The sequence below is a fragment of the Flavobacterium sp. EDS genome, from assembly GCF_020991525.1.
Lineage (GTDB): Bacteria > Bacteroidota > Bacteroidia > Flavobacteriales > Flavobacteriaceae > Flavobacterium.
Genome location: NZ_JAJMOZ010000005.1, coordinates 206,388 through 225,809 on the forward strand (window position 1 = coordinate 206,388; position 19,422 = coordinate 225,809).

Annotated in this window: 18 protein-coding genes; 8 read left to right on the forward strand and 10 right to left on the reverse strand. The window is 32.2% G+C overall.

Going from position 1 to position 19,422, the window contains the following annotated elements:
• The first annotated feature begins 292 nt into the window (after positions 1-292).
• From LPB87_RS09870 to LPB87_RS09885, 4 genes are all read left to right on the forward strand, one after another.
• Positions 293-760: a MarR family transcriptional regulator gene (locus LPB87_RS09870; RefSeq protein ID WP_129539263.1), complete on the forward strand. Its 468-nt coding sequence runs from the start codon at positions 293-295 to the stop codon at positions 758-760.
• Positions 744-3,134: a 3-hydroxyacyl-CoA dehydrogenase/enoyl-CoA hydratase family protein gene (locus LPB87_RS09875; RefSeq protein WP_129539264.1), complete on the forward strand. Its 2,391-nt coding sequence runs from the start codon at positions 744-746 to the stop codon at positions 3,132-3,134. The genes LPB87_RS09870 and LPB87_RS09875 overlap by 17 nt, the downstream gene beginning before the upstream one ends.
• A 94-nt stretch (positions 3,135-3,228) precedes the next feature.
• Positions 3,229-4,410, forward strand: a complete 1,182-nt coding sequence (locus LPB87_RS09880) for an acetyl-CoA C-acyltransferase (protein WP_230727795.1) — start codon at positions 3,229-3,231, stop codon at positions 4,408-4,410.
• A 261-nt stretch (positions 4,411-4,671) separates the two neighbouring features.
• Positions 4,672-6,462, forward strand: a complete 1,791-nt coding sequence (locus LPB87_RS09885) for an acyl-CoA dehydrogenase family protein (protein ID WP_230727796.1) — start codon at positions 4,672-4,674, stop codon at positions 6,460-6,462.
• A gap of 203 nt (positions 6,463-6,665) precedes the next feature.
• Here the strand turns inward: LPB87_RS09885 and LPB87_RS09890 are convergent, their stop codons facing one another.
• A complete protein-coding gene (locus LPB87_RS09890) occupies positions 6,666-8,678 on the reverse strand; it encodes a BCCT family transporter (RefSeq protein WP_230727797.1) in 2,013 nt (670 codons plus the stop codon).
• A gap of 284 nt (positions 8,679-8,962) precedes the next feature.
• Here LPB87_RS09890 and LPB87_RS09895 point away from each other — a divergent pair, with 284 nt between their 5' ends.
• Positions 8,963-10,057, forward strand: coding sequence for a glycoside hydrolase family 18 protein (locus LPB87_RS09895; RefSeq protein ID WP_230727798.1), 1,095 nt, complete (start codon positions 8,963-8,965; stop codon positions 10,055-10,057).
• Between the two features lie 77 nt (positions 10,058-10,134).
• Here LPB87_RS09895 and LPB87_RS09900 read toward each other — a convergent pair whose 3' ends face one another.
• The 3 genes from LPB87_RS09900 to LPB87_RS09910 all read right to left on the reverse strand — a co-directional run bounded on the left by LPB87_RS09900 (position 10,135) and on the right by LPB87_RS09910 (position 11,686).
• Positions 10,135-10,617, reverse strand: coding sequence for a hypothetical protein (locus LPB87_RS09900; RefSeq protein ID WP_129539268.1), 483 nt, complete (start codon positions 10,615-10,617; stop codon positions 10,135-10,137).
• 70 nt (positions 10,618-10,687) lie between these two features.
• Positions 10,688-11,209, reverse strand: coding sequence for a DUF4251 domain-containing protein (locus tag LPB87_RS09905; RefSeq protein WP_129539269.1), 522 nt, complete (start codon positions 11,207-11,209; stop codon positions 10,688-10,690).
• Between the two features lie 36 nt (positions 11,210-11,245).
• Positions 11,246-11,686 carry an META domain-containing protein gene (locus tag LPB87_RS09910; RefSeq protein WP_129539270.1) on the reverse strand — a complete coding sequence of 147 codons (441 nt, stop codon included), beginning with the start codon at positions 11,684-11,686 and terminating at the stop codon, positions 11,246-11,248.
• 215 nt (positions 11,687-11,901) lie between these two features.
• Here LPB87_RS09910 and LPB87_RS09915 point away from each other — a divergent pair, with 215 nt between their 5' ends.
• Together LPB87_RS09915 and LPB87_RS09920 are read left to right on the forward strand one after the other, a co-directional pair.
• Positions 11,902-12,429 carry a superoxide dismutase family protein gene (locus LPB87_RS09915; RefSeq protein ID WP_129539271.1) on the forward strand — a complete coding sequence of 176 codons (528 nt, stop codon included), beginning with the start codon at positions 11,902-11,904 and terminating at the stop codon, positions 12,427-12,429.
• Between the two features lie 106 nt (positions 12,430-12,535).
• The gene (locus LPB87_RS09920) at positions 12,536-13,741 is read left to right on the forward strand and encodes an LETM1-related biofilm-associated protein (protein WP_129539272.1); all 1,206 of its coding nucleotides are present in this window, start codon (positions 12,536-12,538) and stop codon (positions 13,739-13,741) included.
• 41 nt (positions 13,742-13,782) lie between these two features.
• Here LPB87_RS09920 and can read toward each other — a convergent pair whose 3' ends face one another.
• The 4 genes from can to LPB87_RS09940 form a co-directional block, all read right to left on the reverse strand.
• A complete protein-coding gene (can, locus tag LPB87_RS09925) occupies positions 13,783-14,418 on the reverse strand; it encodes a carbonate dehydratase (protein ID WP_129539273.1) in 636 nt (211 codons plus the stop codon).
• 122 nt (positions 14,419-14,540) lie between these two features.
• Positions 14,541-16,187: a SulP family inorganic anion transporter gene (locus tag LPB87_RS09930; RefSeq protein WP_129539274.1), complete on the reverse strand. Its 1,647-nt coding sequence runs from the start codon at positions 16,185-16,187 to the stop codon at positions 14,541-14,543.
• 83 nt (positions 16,188-16,270) lie between these two features.
• Positions 16,271-16,555, reverse strand: a complete 285-nt coding sequence (locus tag LPB87_RS09935) for a hypothetical protein (protein WP_129539275.1) — start codon at positions 16,553-16,555, stop codon at positions 16,271-16,273.
• Between the two features lie 136 nt (positions 16,556-16,691).
• Complete coding sequence (locus tag LPB87_RS09940) at positions 16,692-17,171, reverse strand: Dps family protein (RefSeq protein WP_129539276.1); 480 nt, start codon at positions 17,169-17,171, stop codon at positions 16,692-16,694.
• A gap of 110 nt (positions 17,172-17,281) precedes the next feature.
• Between LPB87_RS09940 and LPB87_RS09945 the strand changes: the two genes are divergently transcribed.
• Positions 17,282-18,223 (forward strand): LysR substrate-binding domain-containing protein, encoded by a 942-nt coding sequence (locus tag LPB87_RS09945; RefSeq protein ID WP_129539277.1) that lies wholly within the window; start codon positions 17,282-17,284, stop codon positions 18,221-18,223.
• Positions 18,224-18,260: 37 nt separating this feature from the next.
• Here the strand turns inward: LPB87_RS09945 and LPB87_RS09950 are convergent, their stop codons facing one another.
• Together LPB87_RS09950 and mnmD are read right to left on the reverse strand one after the other, a co-directional pair.
• Positions 18,261-18,458, reverse strand: a complete 198-nt coding sequence (locus LPB87_RS09950; RefSeq protein ID WP_129539278.1) for a hypothetical protein — start codon at positions 18,456-18,458, stop codon at positions 18,261-18,263.
• 167 nt (positions 18,459-18,625) lie between these two features.
• Positions 18,626-19,291, reverse strand: coding sequence for a tRNA (5-methylaminomethyl-2-thiouridine)(34)-methyltransferase MnmD (gene mnmD, locus LPB87_RS09955; RefSeq protein WP_129539279.1), 666 nt, complete (start codon positions 19,289-19,291; stop codon positions 18,626-18,628).
• Positions 19,292-19,422 lie beyond the last annotated feature (131 nt).

The window sequence follows — 19,422 nt, forward strand, 5'->3', positions numbered from 1 at the left end:
CGAGATCCTAATTTACTGAGCTGATGCAACTTTTCAGATAATCGAACAGCTAAAATTTCAAAAAAAATATTATATTTCATTCGAGAAATAGAAAACTTAACCAACTCTATTTCAGAGCTAACATTTAACAAACTAAAAAATATTTTTCGAAATACTATGCATGCATAATATTTTTTTATTATATTTGAAATCGATATAGTTGCCAATAAACGAATTCGATTTAAATTAATGCAAAATATACTATCGTAATGTATTTCACATTAAAATTAAATAATCAAATACAATCTACCAAATGAAAGAAAAGACTATAGATTATATTTTACGCGCAACCTGGCAAGCTGTATCAAGAATGTACAATGAAGAGGCTGCAAAATATGATGGGACAATGGCTACTGGTTTTGCGCTATTAAGCATCGATAAAGAGGAAGGTACTCCATCGACAGCATTAGGTCCTAGAATGGGAATGGAAGCTACCAGCTTAACCAGAACGCTCAAATCTATGGAAGACAAAGGCTTGATTGTTCGAAAGAAAAATCCAACCGATGGCCGAGGGGTTTTAATTTATCTAACTGAATTTGGAAAAGAAAAAAGAGAGTTATCTAAAAATACAGTCTTGAAATTTAATGAAACAGTTAGAAACCACATTTCTGAAGAAAAATTAAAACATTTTATTGAGGTTTCAGAAATAATAAATGAATTAATACAAGATAAAAATATATTTAATCAAACAGAAAAAACAGAAAATGAAACGCACAATTAAAAAAGTTGCCGTAATTGGATCTGGAATTATGGGTTCAGGAATAGCTTGTCATTTTGCTAACATTGGTGTTGAAGTTTTACTCCTTGACATCATTCCACGTGAGTTAACCGAGGCCGAAACTAAAAAAGGCTTAACTCTAGAAAGCAAAGCCGTAAGAAACAGAATTGTAAATGAACATCTTGCTAACTCATTAAAATCTAAACCATCACCTATTTACAGTCAGAAATTCGCAAACAGAATCACGACTGGAAATACAACTGATGATATGGCAAAAATTGCCAATGTTGATTGGATTATTGAAGTTGTTGTAGAACGTCTGGATATTAAAAAATTAGTTTTTGAACAAATCGAGAAATTCCGTAAACCAGGAACTTTAGTAACATCAAACACTTCTGGTATTCCGATTCATTTTATGAGCGAAGGAAGAAGCGAAGATTTTCAACAACATTTCTGCGGAACACACTTTTTTAACCCTGCGCGTTACTTAAAATTGTTTGAAATTATTCCTGGTCCAAAAACTTCAACTGAAGTATTGGATTTCTTAAATGAATATGGATCTAAATTTTTAGGAAAAACTTCGGTTGTTGCTAAAGATACTCCAGCATTTATTGGAAACAGAATTGGTATTTATGGTATCCAGAGTTTATTCCACTTAGTTAAAGAAATGGGATTAACTATCGAAGAAGTTGATAAATTGACTGGTCCAGTTATTGGCCGTCCAAAATCGGCTACTTTCCGTACGGTTGACGTTGTTGGTTTAGATACATTAGTACACGTTGCTAATGGTATTTATGAAAACTGCCCAACTGATGAGCAACACGAATTGTTTAAACTTCCTGATTTCATCACAAAAATGATGGAGAATAATTGGTTAGGAAGCAAAACAGGACAAGGTTTCTACAAAAAAGTAGATAGAGATATCCTTACACTTGACTTAGACACTTTAGAATATCGTGCTGCTAAAAAAGCAAATTTTGCTACGCTTGAATTAACTAAAACAATTGATAAACCTATCAATCGTTTTAAAGTTTTGGTGAAAGGAAAAGATAAAGCAGGAGAATTTTACCGTAAGAGTTTCGCTGGAATGTTTGCTTATGTGTCAAACAGAATTCCTGAAATATCAGACGAATTATATAAAATTGACGATGCCATGAAAGCTGGTTTCGGATGGGAAAATGGTCCTTTCGAAATTTGGGATGCTATTGGTGTCGAAAACGGAATCGAAATCATGAAAGCTGAAGGTTTAGCTCCAGCTGCATGGGTAAACGATATGATAGCTTCTGGAAGCAAAAGCTTCTACTCTGTAAAAGAAGGCGCTACTTATTTTTACAACATTCCAACAAAATCACAAACTAAAGTTCCAGGACAAGATGCATTCATTATCCTAAACAACATTCGCGAAAGCAAAAAAGTTTGGAGCAATAGTGGTGCAATTATCCAAGATCTTGGAGACGGAATCCTAAACTTAGAATTCCAATCAAAAATGAATACTATTGGTGGCGATGTATTACAGGCTATCAATAAAGCAATTGACTTATCTGAAAAAGAATACCAAGGTTTAGTTATTGGTAACCAAGCAGCAAATTTTTCTGTAGGTGCTAATATCGGAATGATTTTTATGATGGCTGTTGAGCAAGAATATGATGAGTTAAATATGGCTATCAAAATGTTCCAGGACACTATGATGCGCGTACGTTACTCAGGAATTCCTGTTGTTGTAGCACCTCACGGAATGACTTTTGGCGGTGGATGCGAAATGAGCTTACATGCTGATAAAGTGGTTGCTGCTGCTGAAACGTATATGGGATTAGTTGAATTTGGTGTTGGTGTACTTCCTGGTGGTGGTGGATCAAAAGAAATGGCTTTAAGAGCATCTGACCTTTTCCGTAAAAACGATGTGGAATTAAACGTTCTTCAAGAATATTTCTTGACTATTGCTATGGCAAAAGTATCTACTTCTGGTTATGAAGCCTTTGATACTGGACTTTTACAACATGGTAAAGATATTATTGTAGTAAACAAAGACCGTCAGATCGCTGAAGCTAAAAAACATGCCTTGTTAATGGCTGAAGCTGGTTATACTCAACCAATAAGAAGAACGGATGTAAAAGTATTAGGAAAGCAAGCTCTTGGAATGTTCTTAGTTGGAACAGATCAAATGGAAGCTGGAAAATACATTTCTGAGCACGACAAGAAAATCGCTAACAAACTGGCATACGTAATGGCTGGTGGTGATTTATCTGAAGCGACTTTAGTATCTGAGCAATATTTATTAGATATCGAACGTGAAGCTTTCTTATCCCTTTGTACTGAAAGAAAAACATTGGAAAGAATTCAATATATGTTAACTAAAGGAAAACCACTTAGAAATTAGAAAATAGAACAAAGAGAAAAGAATATAGATTTTGAGACAAAGTAACAGTCTATTTTCTATGATCTATTTTCTATGATCTTAAAAAACAAAACAAATGAAAACAGCATATATAGTAAAAGCATACCGTACTGCGGTAGGAAAAGCACCAAAAGGAGTTTTTAGATTTAAAAGACCTGATGAATTAGCTGCAGAAACCATTCAGTTTATGATGAATGAACTGCCTGATTTTGACAAAAAACGTATTGATGATGTTATGGTAGGAAATGCCATGCCAGAAGCGGAACAAGGTTTGAACGTTGGTCGTTTAATCTCTCTTATGGGATTAAAAGTAGAAGATGTTCCTGGGGTAACCGTAAACCGTTACTGTGCATCTGGACTTGAAACTATCGGAATGGCAACTGCAAAAATACAATCGGGAATGGCAGATTGTATCATCGCTGGGGGTGCTGAAAGTATGAGTTTTATTCCGATGGGAGGTTACAAACCAACTCCGGATTATAAACTTGCTGCCGAAGGTCACGAAGATTATTACTGGGGAATGGGACTAACTGCTGAAGCGGTTGCTAACCAATATAAAATTTCCAGAGAAGATCAAGATGAGTTTGCTTACAACTCTCATATCAAAGCATTAAAAGCGCAAGCTGAAGGTAAATTCGACAAACAAATCGTTCCGATTACAGTTGAGCAAACTTTCATTAATGAAAATGGTAAAAAAGAAACAAAATCATATGTTGTAAACAAAGACGAAGGGCCACGTGCTGGAACTTCTAAAGAAGCTTTGGCTGGTTTAAGACCTGTTTTTGCTGCTGACGGAAGTGTAACTGCTGGTAACTCTTCTCAAATGAGTGATGGTGCAGCTTTTGTTTTAATCATGAGCGAGGATATGGTAAAAGAATTAAACCTTGAGCCTATCGCTAGATTAGTAAACTTTGCTTCATCAGGTGTTGAACCAAGAATCATGGGAATCGGACCAGTAAAAGCTATCCCGAAAGCCTTAAAACAAGCAGGATTACAATTAAAAGATATTGATTTAGTTGAGCTAAACGAGGCTTTTGCTTCTCAATCATTAGCTGTTGTTCGTGAGTTAGGATTAAACCCTGATATCGTAAACGTAAATGGTGGTGCAATTGCTTTAGGTCACCCTCTAGGATGCACGGGAGCGAAACTATCTGTTCAATTATTCGACGAAATGAAACGCAGAGGCAGCAAATACGGGATCGTTTCTATGTGTGTAGGAACAGGACAAGGTTCTGCTGGGATTTACGAGGTATTATAGATAAAGTTATCCGTTCAGTTTGTCATTCTGAGGAACGAAGAATCTCCACGACAATTATCGACATGATTTGTCAATCGTTGTGGAGATTCTTACGAAGATTCCTCCTTCGTCGGAATGACAATATTGAGGAAATAGATCATAAATAGAAAACAAAATAATTGAATTTCAAAAGATGACCACAAGTTTCATCAACAAGTTAGACAACAATCTTTCTTCTTGATTCTTGCATCTAAATTTAAAAAAATAAAAAAAAACAGAACCATGTCAGACAAAACAAGAGGAGGTCAATTCCTAGTAAAAGAAACAAAGTGCGAAGACATCTTTACACCAGAAGATTTTTCGGAAGAGCAATTAATGATGCGTGACTCTGTAAAAGAGTTTGTAGACAAAGAAATTTGGCCTAACAAAAATCGCTTCGAGAAAAAAGATTACGCTTTTACAGAAGAGAGCATGCGTAAAGCAGGTGAACTAGGACTTCTAGGAGTTGCAGTTCCAGAAGAGTATGGCGGATTAGGAATGGGATTCGTATCAACAATGTTGGTATGTGATTATATCTCAGGAGCTACAGGTTCGTTCTCTACTGCTTTTGGTGCTCATACAGGTATCGGAACAATGCCAATTACTTTGTATGGTACTGAAGAACAAAAGAAAAAATACGTTCCTAAATTAGCATCGGGTGAATGGTTTGGAGCTTATTGCTTAACTGAGCCAGGTGCTGGATCTGATGCAAACTCAGGAAAAACTAAAGCAGTTTTATCTGAAGATGGAAAATACTACTCTATTACAGGACAAAAAATGTGGATTTCGAATGCAGGATTCTGTAGCGTATTTATCGTTTTTGCTCGTATTGGTGATGATAAAAATATTACAGGTTTTATCGTAGAAAATGATCCATCTAATGGAATTTCTATGAATGAAGAAGAACATAAATTAGGTATTCGTGCTTCATCTACTCGTCAGGTTTTCTTTAATGATACCAAAGTTCCTGTAGAAAATATGCTTTCTGAAAGAGGAAACGGTTTCAAGATTGCAATGAATGCATTAAATGTTGGACGTATTAAATTAGCAGCTGCTTGTCTTGATGCACAAAGAAGAGTTACTTCTGGAGCTGTAAAATATGCTAACGAAAGAATCCAATTTAATACAGCAATTTCTCAATTTGGAGCAATTCGTTCTAAATTAGCAGAAATGGCAACAAATTGCTACGCAGGAGAAAGTGCTTCTTACCGTGCAGCAAAAGATATTGAAGACAGAATTATCGCTCGTGAAGCTGAAGGTTCTTCTCATCAAGAAGCAGAATTAAAAGGTGTTGAAGAGTACGCAATTGAGTGTTCTATCCTTAAAGTTGCTGTTTCTGAAGATGTTCAGAATTGTGCTGACGAAGGAATTCAGATTTTTGGTGGAATGGGATTCTCTGAAGATACTCCAATGGAAAGTGCTTGGAGAGATGCTAGAATTGCTCGTATTTACGAAGGTACAAACGAAATTAACAGAATGCTTTCTGTAGGTATGTTAATCAAGAAAGCCATGAAAGGTCATGTTGATTTATTAGGTCCTGCTATGAAAGTATCTGAAGAATTAATGGGTATTCCTTCTTTTGACACTCCTGATTTCTCTGAATTATTTGCTGAAGAAAAAGGAATCGTTGCAAACCTTAAAAAAGTTTTCTTAATGGTTGCTGGAAGTGCTGTACAAAAATATGGTCCAGACTTAGATGCTCACCAACAATTATTAATGGCTGCATCTGATATCTTAATCGAAATCTATATGGCAGAAAGTACTATTCTTAGAACTGAAAAATTAGCCAAAAAAGAAGGAGAAGCAAAAGTACAAGAGCAAATTGCAATGGCAAAATTATACTTGTATAAAGCTGTTGATATCGTAAACCTAAGAGGTAAAGAAGGTATTGCTTCTTTTGCTGAAGGTGACGAACAACGTATGATGTTAATGGGATTACGCCGTTTTACAAAATACACTAATATGCCAAATGTAGTGGCGCTTAGAGAAACGATTACTTCAAAATTAGTTGCAGAAAACGAATACTGCTTCTAAAACAAAAATAGTTTTTAGTCAATTTAATTTGTTCAAAACCGCAGCTGTCCCGAAAACACTGCGGTTTTTTTTATAATGCTATTACAGATTTAAAAAAGTAAAGCCACCGATTAAAAACTAAATTAAAATAATCAAAGATAAAATCCGTTTCATCCGAGTTCCTTTCACAAAGAGTTAGATAGAATTTAATCTTGAGTTATTAATTAACTATTTGGCTTCATAATCAAATCATGATCTCCTTCTGAACTTAGATTTAAAAAGCGTTCATATTCTCTCAAAACATCTGAGATGATTCCATCTTTAGTCAAATATTGAATATCGTATCCTTTACGATGATCTCCGAAATAAGTAATTGGTTGAAAAATGATTTCCAAATCCATATCTGGAGTATTTTTTTCCTTTAGTAAGGTTTCAGAAACAGTTTGTCCCTGAACCATAACACCGTATTTAAAGTTACGCAATTCATCATATTCTATTTCTAACTCGATAGCCTGCTGGGGTGAGGAGAAAGAATTTATATGTGCTTCAATATTATTTTTAGCCAATTCAACCACTAGCTCTTCAAAAGCTTTTTTCACAGTTTCATTCAAAAATTCATGAATATCTTTCCTTTTAGAGACTGTCACAATCTTTTCTAAATGCTCCTTCCAGTTAGTATTATTCCAATTTAAGCTTCCATGCGAATATTTTTTAGCACTATATTCACTATCTATAACTAATGCTTTCCACAAATTATAACATAGTAGCAACATAATAATTCCGAAAGGTAAAGCAGTAATTAATGTCATTGTCTGAAGAGAAGCCAAACCACCAGAATGTAATAAACTCAAGGACAAAAGCGATAATAAAACTCCCCAAAAAATACTTTGCCATTTTGGTGAGCTTGTAGCTCCTTTTGATGCTATACCATTCATTATAAAAATTCCTGAATCTGCCGACGTGATAAAAAATACGCAAATAATTAGAATCGATAAAATATTCAAAAAGGTAGTAAATGGAAAATAGGTAAAGAAATCAAATAAAAGTGTATCTGGATTTTTAGCAAATTCACTTAAAGCGCCATGTGCTATGTGTTCATCAATCCATACAGCACTGCTTCCAAAAACTGTCATCCATAAAAAATTAAAAAAGGCAGGAATAAATAATACAGCTAAAATAAATTCTCGTATAGTTCTTCCTTTAGAGATTTTAGCAATAAATAACCCTACATAAGGTGCCCAGGAAATCCACCATGCCCAATACAAAATAGTCCACTTTGAAAACCATTCCTGGCTTCCTTTTTCGTAAGCATACGTATTAAATGTCAACGAAATAAAATGACTTATATAGTGGCCTAAGCCTTCAGTAAATGTGCTTAGAATATAAATAGTTGGCCCGAAAACAAGTATAAACAACATTAATAAAACGGCCATAATAATATTTAGCTCGCTTAGTTTTTTAACCCCTTTTCCTAAACCTGAAATAGCCGAAGAAACAGCAATTATCATTACTACCAAAACAATAATAATTTGATAATTAAAACTAGATTCTGGAATTACATTAAGACTTACTAATCCGGCACTTAACTGCACAACACCGAAACCAAGAGTTGTTGCAATTCCAAAAAAAGTACTGCACAAACCAAAAACATCTACAATATTTCCGAATTTTCCGTGAATTCTACTTTTTAAAATTGGGTAAAATCCACTTCGGATTGCAAGAGGTAAATTATGCCTATAAGCAAAATATGCCAATGAGAGTCCCACAACACCATATATAGACCATGCGTGAAAACCCCAATGGAAAAAAGTATACAATTGCGCTTCTTTTGCTCGTAAATTTTCCGCCAAATTAGCATTGGCTGGAGTTGCGTAATGTGCCATAGTTTCCCCCACTCCAAAATACATCAACCCTATTCCCATTCCTGCTGCGAAAAGCATGGCTACCCATGAAAAAAAAGAATATTCAGGCTCAGAATCGTCTGTTCCTAATTTTATTTTTCCAAATTTACTAATGGCTAATGTGACTAAAAACAAAACAAAAATAGTTACCAACAATACATAAAGCCAGCTTAAATTTTTAAATATTATGTCTTTTACAAAATTAAGTGCCTGCTCTGCATCCTTTGAAAAAAATACACAAAACAATGAAATTGCAATAATTATGGTTAAACTTGGTAATGCGACAGATTTTGTAAAATTGGTTTTAAAGACACTTGAGCTTGTAAATTTATTCATGATAAAATGGTTTTTCACTGTTATTATCTAAAGTAGATCCGAATTTTAAATTCAGATTAAGGAAGTTTTTATAAATGTAAACTTTGATAATTTTATACAGAAGAATTGTAAATCTAATGAAAAAGAAATAATTCTCCCCCGTAAAACATCATAAAAGTTATTTATTAAAGCAAAAACTATAACAAATAAGCTCAATAGTGTGTATCTATTTAATTACTATTTCGTTTGAAATGTTTTATATTTAGCATTCAAAAAAACCAATTAAAAACTAAAAATTATTAAAAATGAAAAAATTAAAATCGATTATTTTCTTTTTCTTGTGCTGTTTTATCACAAACTCTTTTGCACAATCAGGAAAAAAAATTGACGTTATTGCTTATTATACTGGTGATGACAAACTTATTAACGACTATGATGTAAGCAAACTTACTCACATTATTTTTAGCTTCTGCCATTTAAAAGATGGCAAATTAAGTGTAGATACACCTAAAGATTCTATCGCAATCAAACACTTAGTTGGATTAAAAAAAACACATCCTAAACTTAAAATTATGCTTTCTCTTGGCGGATGGGGCGGATGCGAACCATGTTCTGAAGTTTTCTCTACTGCACAAGGAAGAAATGTTTTTGCAAAATCGGTAAAAGAAATTAATGATTATTTTAAAACAGATGGCTTAGACTTAGATTGGGAATACCCAGCTATTGAAGGACTTCCTGGACATTTATATCAAGCAGCTGATAAACCAAACTTTACTGAACTTGTAAAAGCACTACGTACAGCTTTAGGAAAAAAACATGAACTTAGTTTTGCTGCTGGAGGTTTTCAAAAATTTCTAGATGAATCTATAGAATGGAAAATTGTAATGCCATTAGTAGACCGTGTAAATATAATGAGCTATGATTTAGTAAATGGATACTCAACTGTAACAGGTCATCATGCTCCTTTATATGGTGGAACGCCAGATGCTCAATCTACTGACAGAGCAGTAGAATATTTATTAAACTTAGGAATACCAGCTAGTAAATTAGTAATTGGAGGAGCATTTTACACTCGTATCTGGAAAGATGTTGCAAATGTAAATAATGGTTTATATCAACCGGGAGTTCATATTGAAGGTATTGCATTCAAAAATTACGCAACTACTTTTACTGAGGCTAATGGATGGAAATATTTTTGGGACAATACAGCAAAAGCAGGATATTGGTATAATGAAAAAGAACAAAAATTTGCTACAGGAGATGATCTCCCTTCAATAAAAGAGAAAACCGAATATGCTATAGCTAAAAAATTAGGAGGTATCATGTTCTGGGAATTACCTTTAGACACTTTCAAAAACGGAATGGTTGATGCTATTTATGAAGTGAAAACAAAAAAATAAAAACATTATAAAAATAAAAATGCGTTAACATTTTCTTGAATTGTTAACGCATTTTCTTTAAACTAAAATTACCCTTTTTAGTTCACTTTAGATCTTTCGATTTCACCTATAAAAGGAATAGAATCTTGTATTTCACTGCTAATTGCTGTTTGTAAATAAAACTCTAACTGTACAAATTTGGCAGCATTAATAGCACCTATCGCCTTTTTAGCTTTGTTATACGTTTTGCTATATAATTTCTCATAGCTAAGATTATTTTTCAATAGCCCTTTTGCCAATTCATCGGCTTTAGCATCTGTAAGAGTAGCATAATTAACCGCATAATCATCTACTAATCTTAATTTTGTTATTCCTAATGATTTACGCTCAGCCTCATAATTATCATATACTTTCTTAAAAGCTGTAGTTTGCTCATCCGACAAATTCATATATTGCTTTACAAGTTCTGCTTTTGATCTTCCATATATACTTTGAATAACATCTAAATCTTCTTTCTCTAAAGATTGAGCAAAAGAATTTGCAGAAACCACTAACAATAATACGATAAGGACCTTTTTCATAATTTTAGTTTTTAATTTTATAGTAATAATTTTATTCTATTAGTATTAATTGAGCCTTAGCTAGAAGCTTTTATTTTTTATCAGCATCTACTTTCGGCGCGCTTATTTCACCATAATATGTAATTGATGATAAATTATTACTATTTATTGAAAGTGTCGTACTTCCATTAAAAAAAATAGAGAATATCAAGTTATAAACATCTTTTTTCCCTTTAACAATAGCTTTAAGATTATAGCTCTTTTTCTTTTTTTCAACTATTATATTTTCGGGTGCACCTTCAAATTTCATACCTCCCTCTCCTCCATAAGCAATATTATAACCACGCCCAAAAAACGGCAAGTCACAAGTTACTTTTTCTTGAGTAAAATCTAAAAAATAAGTATTATAATCTAATATGATGATCCTTCCTCCACGCGGAGAAAGTTTCTGAGCTTCGAACACAAAGTTCTTCGAATCAATTAGAGTTTCAATTTGTTTTTGCTGCTGTATTTCTTTTTCAGCTTTAAGCTCTTTAGAAGATTTTTTTTGTGCAAAAACAGAGAAACTGAAAAAGAATGACAGCACTAATAAAATGGATAATTTAGTTTTCATAAAATAAGTATTAGTTGCATTAAATTCAAACAAACTTTATTTTTTTGTAAATCGCATCATAGCGATATCACCAGAAATAAAGTTCAATGTTTTTCCGTTATCTGTAATATCATAAGAAGTTATCTTTAACATGGTGTCCATAAAAACCTGTTCTCCTTGATTATCTATACACATCATTTTAGTGGTTGCTAATCCGTCTCTAAAATTAATTTTATGACCATCAACATTTAGTTTTCCAGTAAAAGAGTTACAACTATTGTTTCCAGAAACTCTATTCTCTTTAGTATCAAAAGTTATCGTTGGTTTTTTATTTGGGTACAAACCGTCAAAAGCGATTCTGGGTCCTGTAATATAATTTAACTCCCAAGTTCCATTAAGTTCTGTTGCTGCATTTGTAACTGTAGCTTTATTTTTTGTAGCGTCACATGAAAATAAAACAATTCCTAATATAGCGAAGATTGCCATTTTTTTTATCATAATTTAAAGTTTTAAATTTTACAAAGAACTATTAAAAGACTGTTTTTAGCATTATTGCAATTAAATTCACATACGAATTTAAGCAATATTTCATCGACACTTATGATTTTACACTTATTTTTTAACTTGAGCTGTAACGTTTTTTACCATTCTATTTATTTTAATTTAATAATTTTAAGCTAACTTTACTTTTGATTAAAAAAAACACATACATTATGAAAAAAATAATTCTATCTCTTGTAGTAATTGCTACGGTTATTACTGGATGTAAAACTAAAAATAACTCAGAAGATTCTAAAAAATTAACCATCGCACTTGAGCCTAAAAGCAATAGTTCAGTATCTGGTACTGCAACTTTTGTAGAGAAAAAAGGTGAAGTAACATTTGTTGCAAAAATTAGTGGTTTACAACCCGGAGTTCATGCAATACACATTCATGAAAAATCAGATTGTACTGCCGCTGATGGAAGTTCTGCTGGAGGACATTGGAATCCAACATTTAAAAAACATGGGAAATGGGGTGTTGGCGAATATCATAAAGGTGATATCGGAAACTTTACTGCAGATGAAAAAGGAAACGGAACTATTACATTAAAAACAGACGAATGGTGTATCGGTTGTGGTGATCCTGCAAAAGATATTTTAGGAAAAGGATTAATCGTACATCAAGATCCAGATGATTTTACCTCGCAACCAGCGGGAAATGCAGGAGCAAGAGTTGCTTGTTCGGCAATCATCAAATAAACTTATCAAAAAAACCATTTTATTAACAAAGTAAGGTGGTTTTTTTATTTTTAATCAATCCTCAAATCACAAAAAAAAGATAGCTTTGTAGCTTCAAATTAAAGCAATGATTAACCCTTCAGCAACTGGTTGGATAGATAAATTTTTTAGTAAACAAAAGTTCGCAGAACATATAGTTACTGAAACTAATAATTCATTTTATCAAAAAGTTAGAGCAACAGGTTTCATTTATGGTCATATAATTACAATTGAAACCCCTGTACCAATTAAGACAAAAGGTTGGTTTAAAACTGAAATTTCAAAAGTAGCTTTATTAAATACTTTATTCGGTATTTACTCTTTAACTAAAAGCGATACTAATTCAGAACGTTTTATTACTGAAGCATTGACTTTTTATAATCAAATGAATCCCGAAGGTTTTAATCCCTTCAAAATACTACTCCCAAAAAGTAGTGATTCATTGACTTTAGAAAATATTATCAATGAACGCGTTCAGACGAATGATAGTATCATTAGCAAGAACTTTTCTCATTTAGTGACAAATGCATTACTTTTTATAGATGTTTTGGCTTTTCGTCAATATTTAATTCATGGGGCAATTCCTGAGAAATACCTTAAGAAAATTGAAGAAACCGTTATGAGTATTGTAGCATTGGCTTTAAAAACCAAAACAAATAAATCACAGTACGATGATTTATTGATTAAACTTTTTGAGGCTTCAATACGGTATAGCAAATTTTCTAAAGTTACTGTTGAAACCTTAGAGACATTACAATTACATCATTTTACAAATGAACTAGAGAAATATTATCTAATTGATATGGCCGGAATGGCTTTATGGAGTGATGGCGTTATAGAGAATGAAGAAGCTTATTTTTTACATACCCTATCAAGTATATTAGAGGTATCTGATGATTTTGTAACAGAAAGCATTAAAAGTACTAATGCATTTATTACTGAGCACAAAAAAGAGATTCCGTATTTTAATTACTCCAATCCGGTAAAGCATTTTTATGACCAAATGACAATGGGAGTTATTACGCTTATAAAACGCAATAAAAACCGACTCATTAAGGAAATCATCCAAAGTAAAGAATTAATGATTCTCCTTGCCAATTCGACGCTTAGAGATCTAGATGCAAGCGAAAAGAAGAAAGTAAAAAAACAATTATTAGATATTTGTAAAACGATTCCATCACTAACAATATTTTTACTTCCAGGTGGAAGTTTGTTATTACCTATATTAATCAAGTTCATCCCCACCTTATTGCCATCGGCATTTAATGAGAACTTAAATGATGAAAACGAATAAAAAAAAATCGCCTTTAAAGGCGATTTTTTTTATTTACATATTTACAATTTCAATTGATAAACTTCATCAAGCTCATCATTCGAACTAATATTTACATTTAGATCAGTTACAAATCCTGAATTTAAACCATAAACCCAACCGTGCAACATTAAATCTTGACCGTTTTTCCATGCACCTTGTACAATAGAAGTTTTTGCTAAGTTGTAAACTTGTTCTTTAGCATTTACTTCTACAAAAGCATTGAAACGTTCTGTTTCATCTTCAATAGAATTTAAATACTTATCGTGTAAGCGGTATTCATCTTTAATATGACGGATCCAGTTATCAATAATTCCTACTGATTGATTACCCATAGCAGTTTTTACACCACCACAACCATAATGCCCACAAACTATAACGTGTTTAACTTTTAAAACATTAACTGCATAATCTAAAACACTTAGCATGTTCATATCAGAATGAACAACCATATTGGCAATATTTCTATGTACAAAAACTTCACCTGGTTTTGCTCCAATAATTTCGTTTGCAGGAACACGACTATCTGAACAACCTATCCATAATAAAGGTGGTGTTTGTCCTTTTGCTAAATCTGCAAAATAATTAGGATCGCTAGCTAATGATTTTTCAACCCACTTTTTATTATTGTCCAATATTTGTTTATAAAACTCTTTCATTTTGTTTATTTTTTATAACTATCAATTTCTTGTGTTTAGAGGATTCTAAAAAAGTCATATGTAAAGTTACTTATTTTTAATCCTCCACAAACACAACACTACAGCTTATTTAATTATTATTTTTAAAATTTTTCTTTTTCTGTTTTTTTAACCATTGCTCTTTTTGCAACATCATAATAATGTTCTATAGACACATGATTTTGTAAATCGGGAGTGTTTTCTAACTCGTAAGCTTTTTTAAACCCTTTAAGCTTCACTTTAATATTCTGATCAACAGCTCTTGTTTCTTTAAACTCTTTTATTAAATCTAGAATATCATGAGCAATGTACACGGTATCCTGTGCGTTGATAATTACTTTAGAATTTTCTGGAATCGAATTTAATGTAAGTTTTATAGCTGCTTTATTCAAGAAAGAAACTTCTTGAGCAAGATCGATATGAATTACGTCTCCATCAGCATATTCTTCCTTTTTGAAGCTATATGCTCTTTTTAAATTACCTCTCAAGACGAAAATAACGCTAATTACAATCCCTAAAGCAACTCCTTTAAGCAAATCTGTTGCTACAACAAATACTAAGGTTGCTACGAATGGGATGAATTGGTACTTTCCTTTTTCCCAAAAATGAATAAAAGTTGCTGGTTTAGCCAATTTATAACCTACTAATATTAATATAGTAGCCAAAGTAGCTAATGGAATTTTATTTAAAATAACTGGAATAGCCAATACACTTATCAATAATAAAACACCATGGATAATTGCAGACATTTTTGATTTTGCTCCAGCATTATTATTTGCTGAAGATCTAACAACAACTGATGTCATTGGCAAACCTCCTAAAAGAGCACTTACCATGTTTCCGATACCTTGTGCTTTAAGCTCAACATTAGTATTTGTGTATCTCTTTTGTGCATCCATTCTATCTGATGCTTCGATACATAGTAACGTCTCGATAGAAGCTACAATCGCAATTGTTATACCTACAACCCAAACTTGAGGATTCGTTACTCCAGCAAAATTAGGCGTTACAATAATTGCTTTAAATTCTTCAAATGAAGTAGGAATTGGTAGCGATACCAAATGCTCTTTACCAATAGCTAAAGCACTTCCTGAAGAAATAAAAATTTCATTTAAGATTATCCCTGCAATTACAGCTACAAGAGCACCAGGAATTAATTTAAGCTTTTTCAAAAAAGAAACTTTATCCCATGCAATTAATATAACAAAAGAGACAAGGGTAATGATAACTGCTCCCATATGAATATGGTTGAAGATTTCAAACAAAGATGAAATTGTGTTACTTCCATCAGCTTGAACAAACGCCTGATCTCCTTCAAAATCAGCATCATAACCAAACGCATGTGGCAATTGCTTCAGAATTATAATAACTCCGATACCTGCTAACATCCCTTCGATTACATTGGTTGGGAAATAATTAGATATACTCCCCGCTTTCAAGAAACCTAATCCTAACTGGATTAATCCTGCAATAAAAACGGCAGTTAAAAACACATCAAAGGCTCCTAAGTCAGTAATTGCTGTTAGGATGATTGCTGTTAAACCAGCTGCAGGACCTGATACACTAATATGTGATTGACTTAAATAACCTACAACTATACCTCCAATAATTCCAGAAATAATTCCAGAAAACAGAGGAGCTCCAGAAGCCATTGCAATACCTAAACACAATGGGAGAGCCACTAAAAAAACTACTAAACCTGACGCAAAATCAGATTTAAGATTGGCAAAAAGATTTACTTTTCTTTTCATAATACAATAGTAAAAATGTTCATAAAATACCTACTGTACTACTTAAAATACAGTAAATGTTTAAAAAAATATAACCAGATGTACTATGCCAAATTAGGTGGAGGCGCAAAAATGCTTGCAGAAATTTTATCGTGCTTAGATAATTTTTCTGACAATATAAGATTTGATTTGTCAAACATAGGTAAATTGAACTCACCATAAAATGATGGATGATACACATAAACTTTGACTTCTTTATGTGAATGTTCTTCTTCTGAAAAACTATAAAACGCAGACACATCACATGTTTTCTCAATCATCGTCACAATCGGTGGCGTCGATAAGAAAGCAATAAAAATGATTAATAATGTGTAAGCGAGTTTTTTCATTAGTGCAAAAGTAGAGCTAAACTGATAAAATCAAAACACTAAGCTGAAAATTTTAAACAAATTTAACATTAACAAAAAAAACCAGAACAGCTAAGTAATGCTGTTCTGGTTTTTTAATTTATTCTATTTCATGATTTTACAAATCCTCTTCTAACCATGCTTTCATCATCCAAATTGTTTTCTCTTGCTCAGAGATAAAATCACTCATCATCGAATTTGTACCTTCATCATTTATTTCATCTGATTTCACCAAAATATCTCTTTCAATCTTCAGCAAATCTGTTAATGAGTCCACAATTAAATGAATTGCTTTTTCATCATTCGAGATATTTTTTCCAACTACAATTTTATTATTTTTAATATAATCCTCAAAAGTATGTAATGGTGTTCCTCCTAATGTAAGAACTCTCTCAGCAATTAAATCAATCTTTAATTGAGCATCTGTATATAATTCTTCAAACTTTACATGTAAATCAAAAAAACGTTTTCCGCGAATATTCCAGTGAATTCCTCGCAAGTTCTGATAATAAACTTGAAAATTTGATAGTAAGACATTTAATTCTTCAACAATTAATTCTGACTCTTTTACTGGTAATCCTAAAATATTAGTTTTCATAGTGTAATAATTTTATATTTCTATTAATTGTAAATTTAAAATAACTTTTTCTAAAATGCCATAAAAAAAAATTATATTTTCTTATTTTTGCATCAGAAAATACTATTAAAATGACCATAACTCAACTACAGTACGTTTTAGCCGTTGCTGAATACAAGAACTTTACTCTCGCTGCCGAAAAATGCTTCGTTACTCAACCTACGCTTAGTATGCAAATACAAAAAATAGAAGAAGAACTTAGCATCTTAATATTTGACAGAAGCAAAAAACCAATTCAACTTACTGAAATTGGCCAAAAGATCGTAAATCAAGCCAAAAACATTGTTAATGAAGCCGATAGAATAAAAGATATAGTCGAACAACAAAAAGGTTTTATTGGTGGCGAATTCAAATTAGGAATTATTCCAACAGTTATGCCTACGCTTTTACCAATGTTCTTGAATAATTTTATCAAGAAATATCCAAAAGTTAAGCTATTAATAGAAGAGCTTAATACAGACGAAATTATAACCAAATTAAAAAATGGACATCTTGATGCTGCAATTGCAGTAACGCCATTAGAAGATGAAAAAATAAAAGAGATCGTTCTTTATTTTGAACCTTTTGTTGCTTATATCCCAGAGCAACATTCTATTTTTCAAAAAGAAGAAATCGAAGTATCTGATTTAAATATCAACGAGATATTACTTCTACAAGATGGACATTGTTTTAGAGATGGTATTTTAAATCTTTGCAAAAACGGTACAGATGTTGAGCACAATGCTTTCCAGATACAAAGCGGTAGTTTTGAAACTCTTATAAAATTGGCAGACGAGGGTTTAGGCACAACTTTGTTGCCTTATTTACATACAATAGATTTAAAAGAAACAGACAAATTAAAGCTACGTCACTTTAAGGAACCTAAACCTGCCAGAGAAGTAAGTTTAATCTATCCAAAAAGTGAATTAAAAATTCAAATCATTGATGCCTTACGAAACACGATTGCTGGTGTTGTAAAAGGAGCTATTGTTTTTCAAAATGTTCAGATAATAAGTCCAATACAGAAGAAATAAAAAAAAGGAACCTAATTAGGTTCCTTTTTTTGTTTATCTATACTTTAACGATCAGTAAACATTCTTTTAATTCGGGCTTTCCGATTGTAAACTTTAATAACCACTCTTCCAATTGTTCCATTTCGTATGGTAATAGTGTTTTGATAGCTTTCTCTAATTCTTTTAAGAAAAGTACCGGGTTGAAACTTACTCTTTCGAGTATTGATTTCGTGTAATCGAACATTATTTTAGACATAATAAATTAAGATTATGGGGTTATCTCTTTATTTTATAACTCGAAGTAAAAATAAGCAATTTCTAATCAAGTACTCCTGTTTTAACTTATTTTTTTGTTTTATTATTTGCGAATACGTTTGCAAAAATACGAATACATCAATTTAAAACGAGTCTAAATAGTTTGATTTACATCACTTTACGAGCCCTAAACATCTCTCTTTTTCCTGGAGGCCCAGCTAATTTTTCAACAGTAAATCCTACCTCAATCATACTTCTTTTAACAACGCCTCGAGCGGCATAAGTTACAAGAACACCATTTGGCTTTAAAGCAGCATACATTCTTCTAAATATTTCAGTACTCCAAAGTTCTGGTTGTACTGGATAGCCAAAAGCATCAAAATAAATTAAATCAAAAACGGCAACATCATCGATTTCCTGAAAAAACTGTTTTCTTTTAGTTAATGCAAATAAATCAGTAAGCGCAATTGTTTCGTCCCAACTCATTTCATGCATGTTTTTAAACACACCATTATATTCGTCAGCTCCTAATTCGGTTACATAATTCATCATAAGCACTTCATTAGCTGCAACTGGATATGCTTCTACTCCAACATAATTAATACTTTGTCCTTTTTTGTTTGCTTCTAAAAAAGTAATAAAGGCATTCAATCCAGTTCCAAAACCAATTTCTAATATTGAGATAGGCTTATCATCGAATAACGAAAACCCATTTTGTATAAAGACATGCTTTGCTTCTTGAATTGCTCCATGTTTAGAATGATAACATTCGCCCCACTCTTCCAAATGAATTGTCGTTGAGCCATCTAGAGTTTGAATTATTTCTCTTTTCACTATTTATAAATCAGTTTATTGCTGTTTTTGTATTATTTAGAAGTCAAATTTAATCAAAACAAATGCGTAAAGCCTTAAAAAACTGTTGTTTTTTCAAAAATTTCATATAAAATCTATTGGTTTTTTTAACT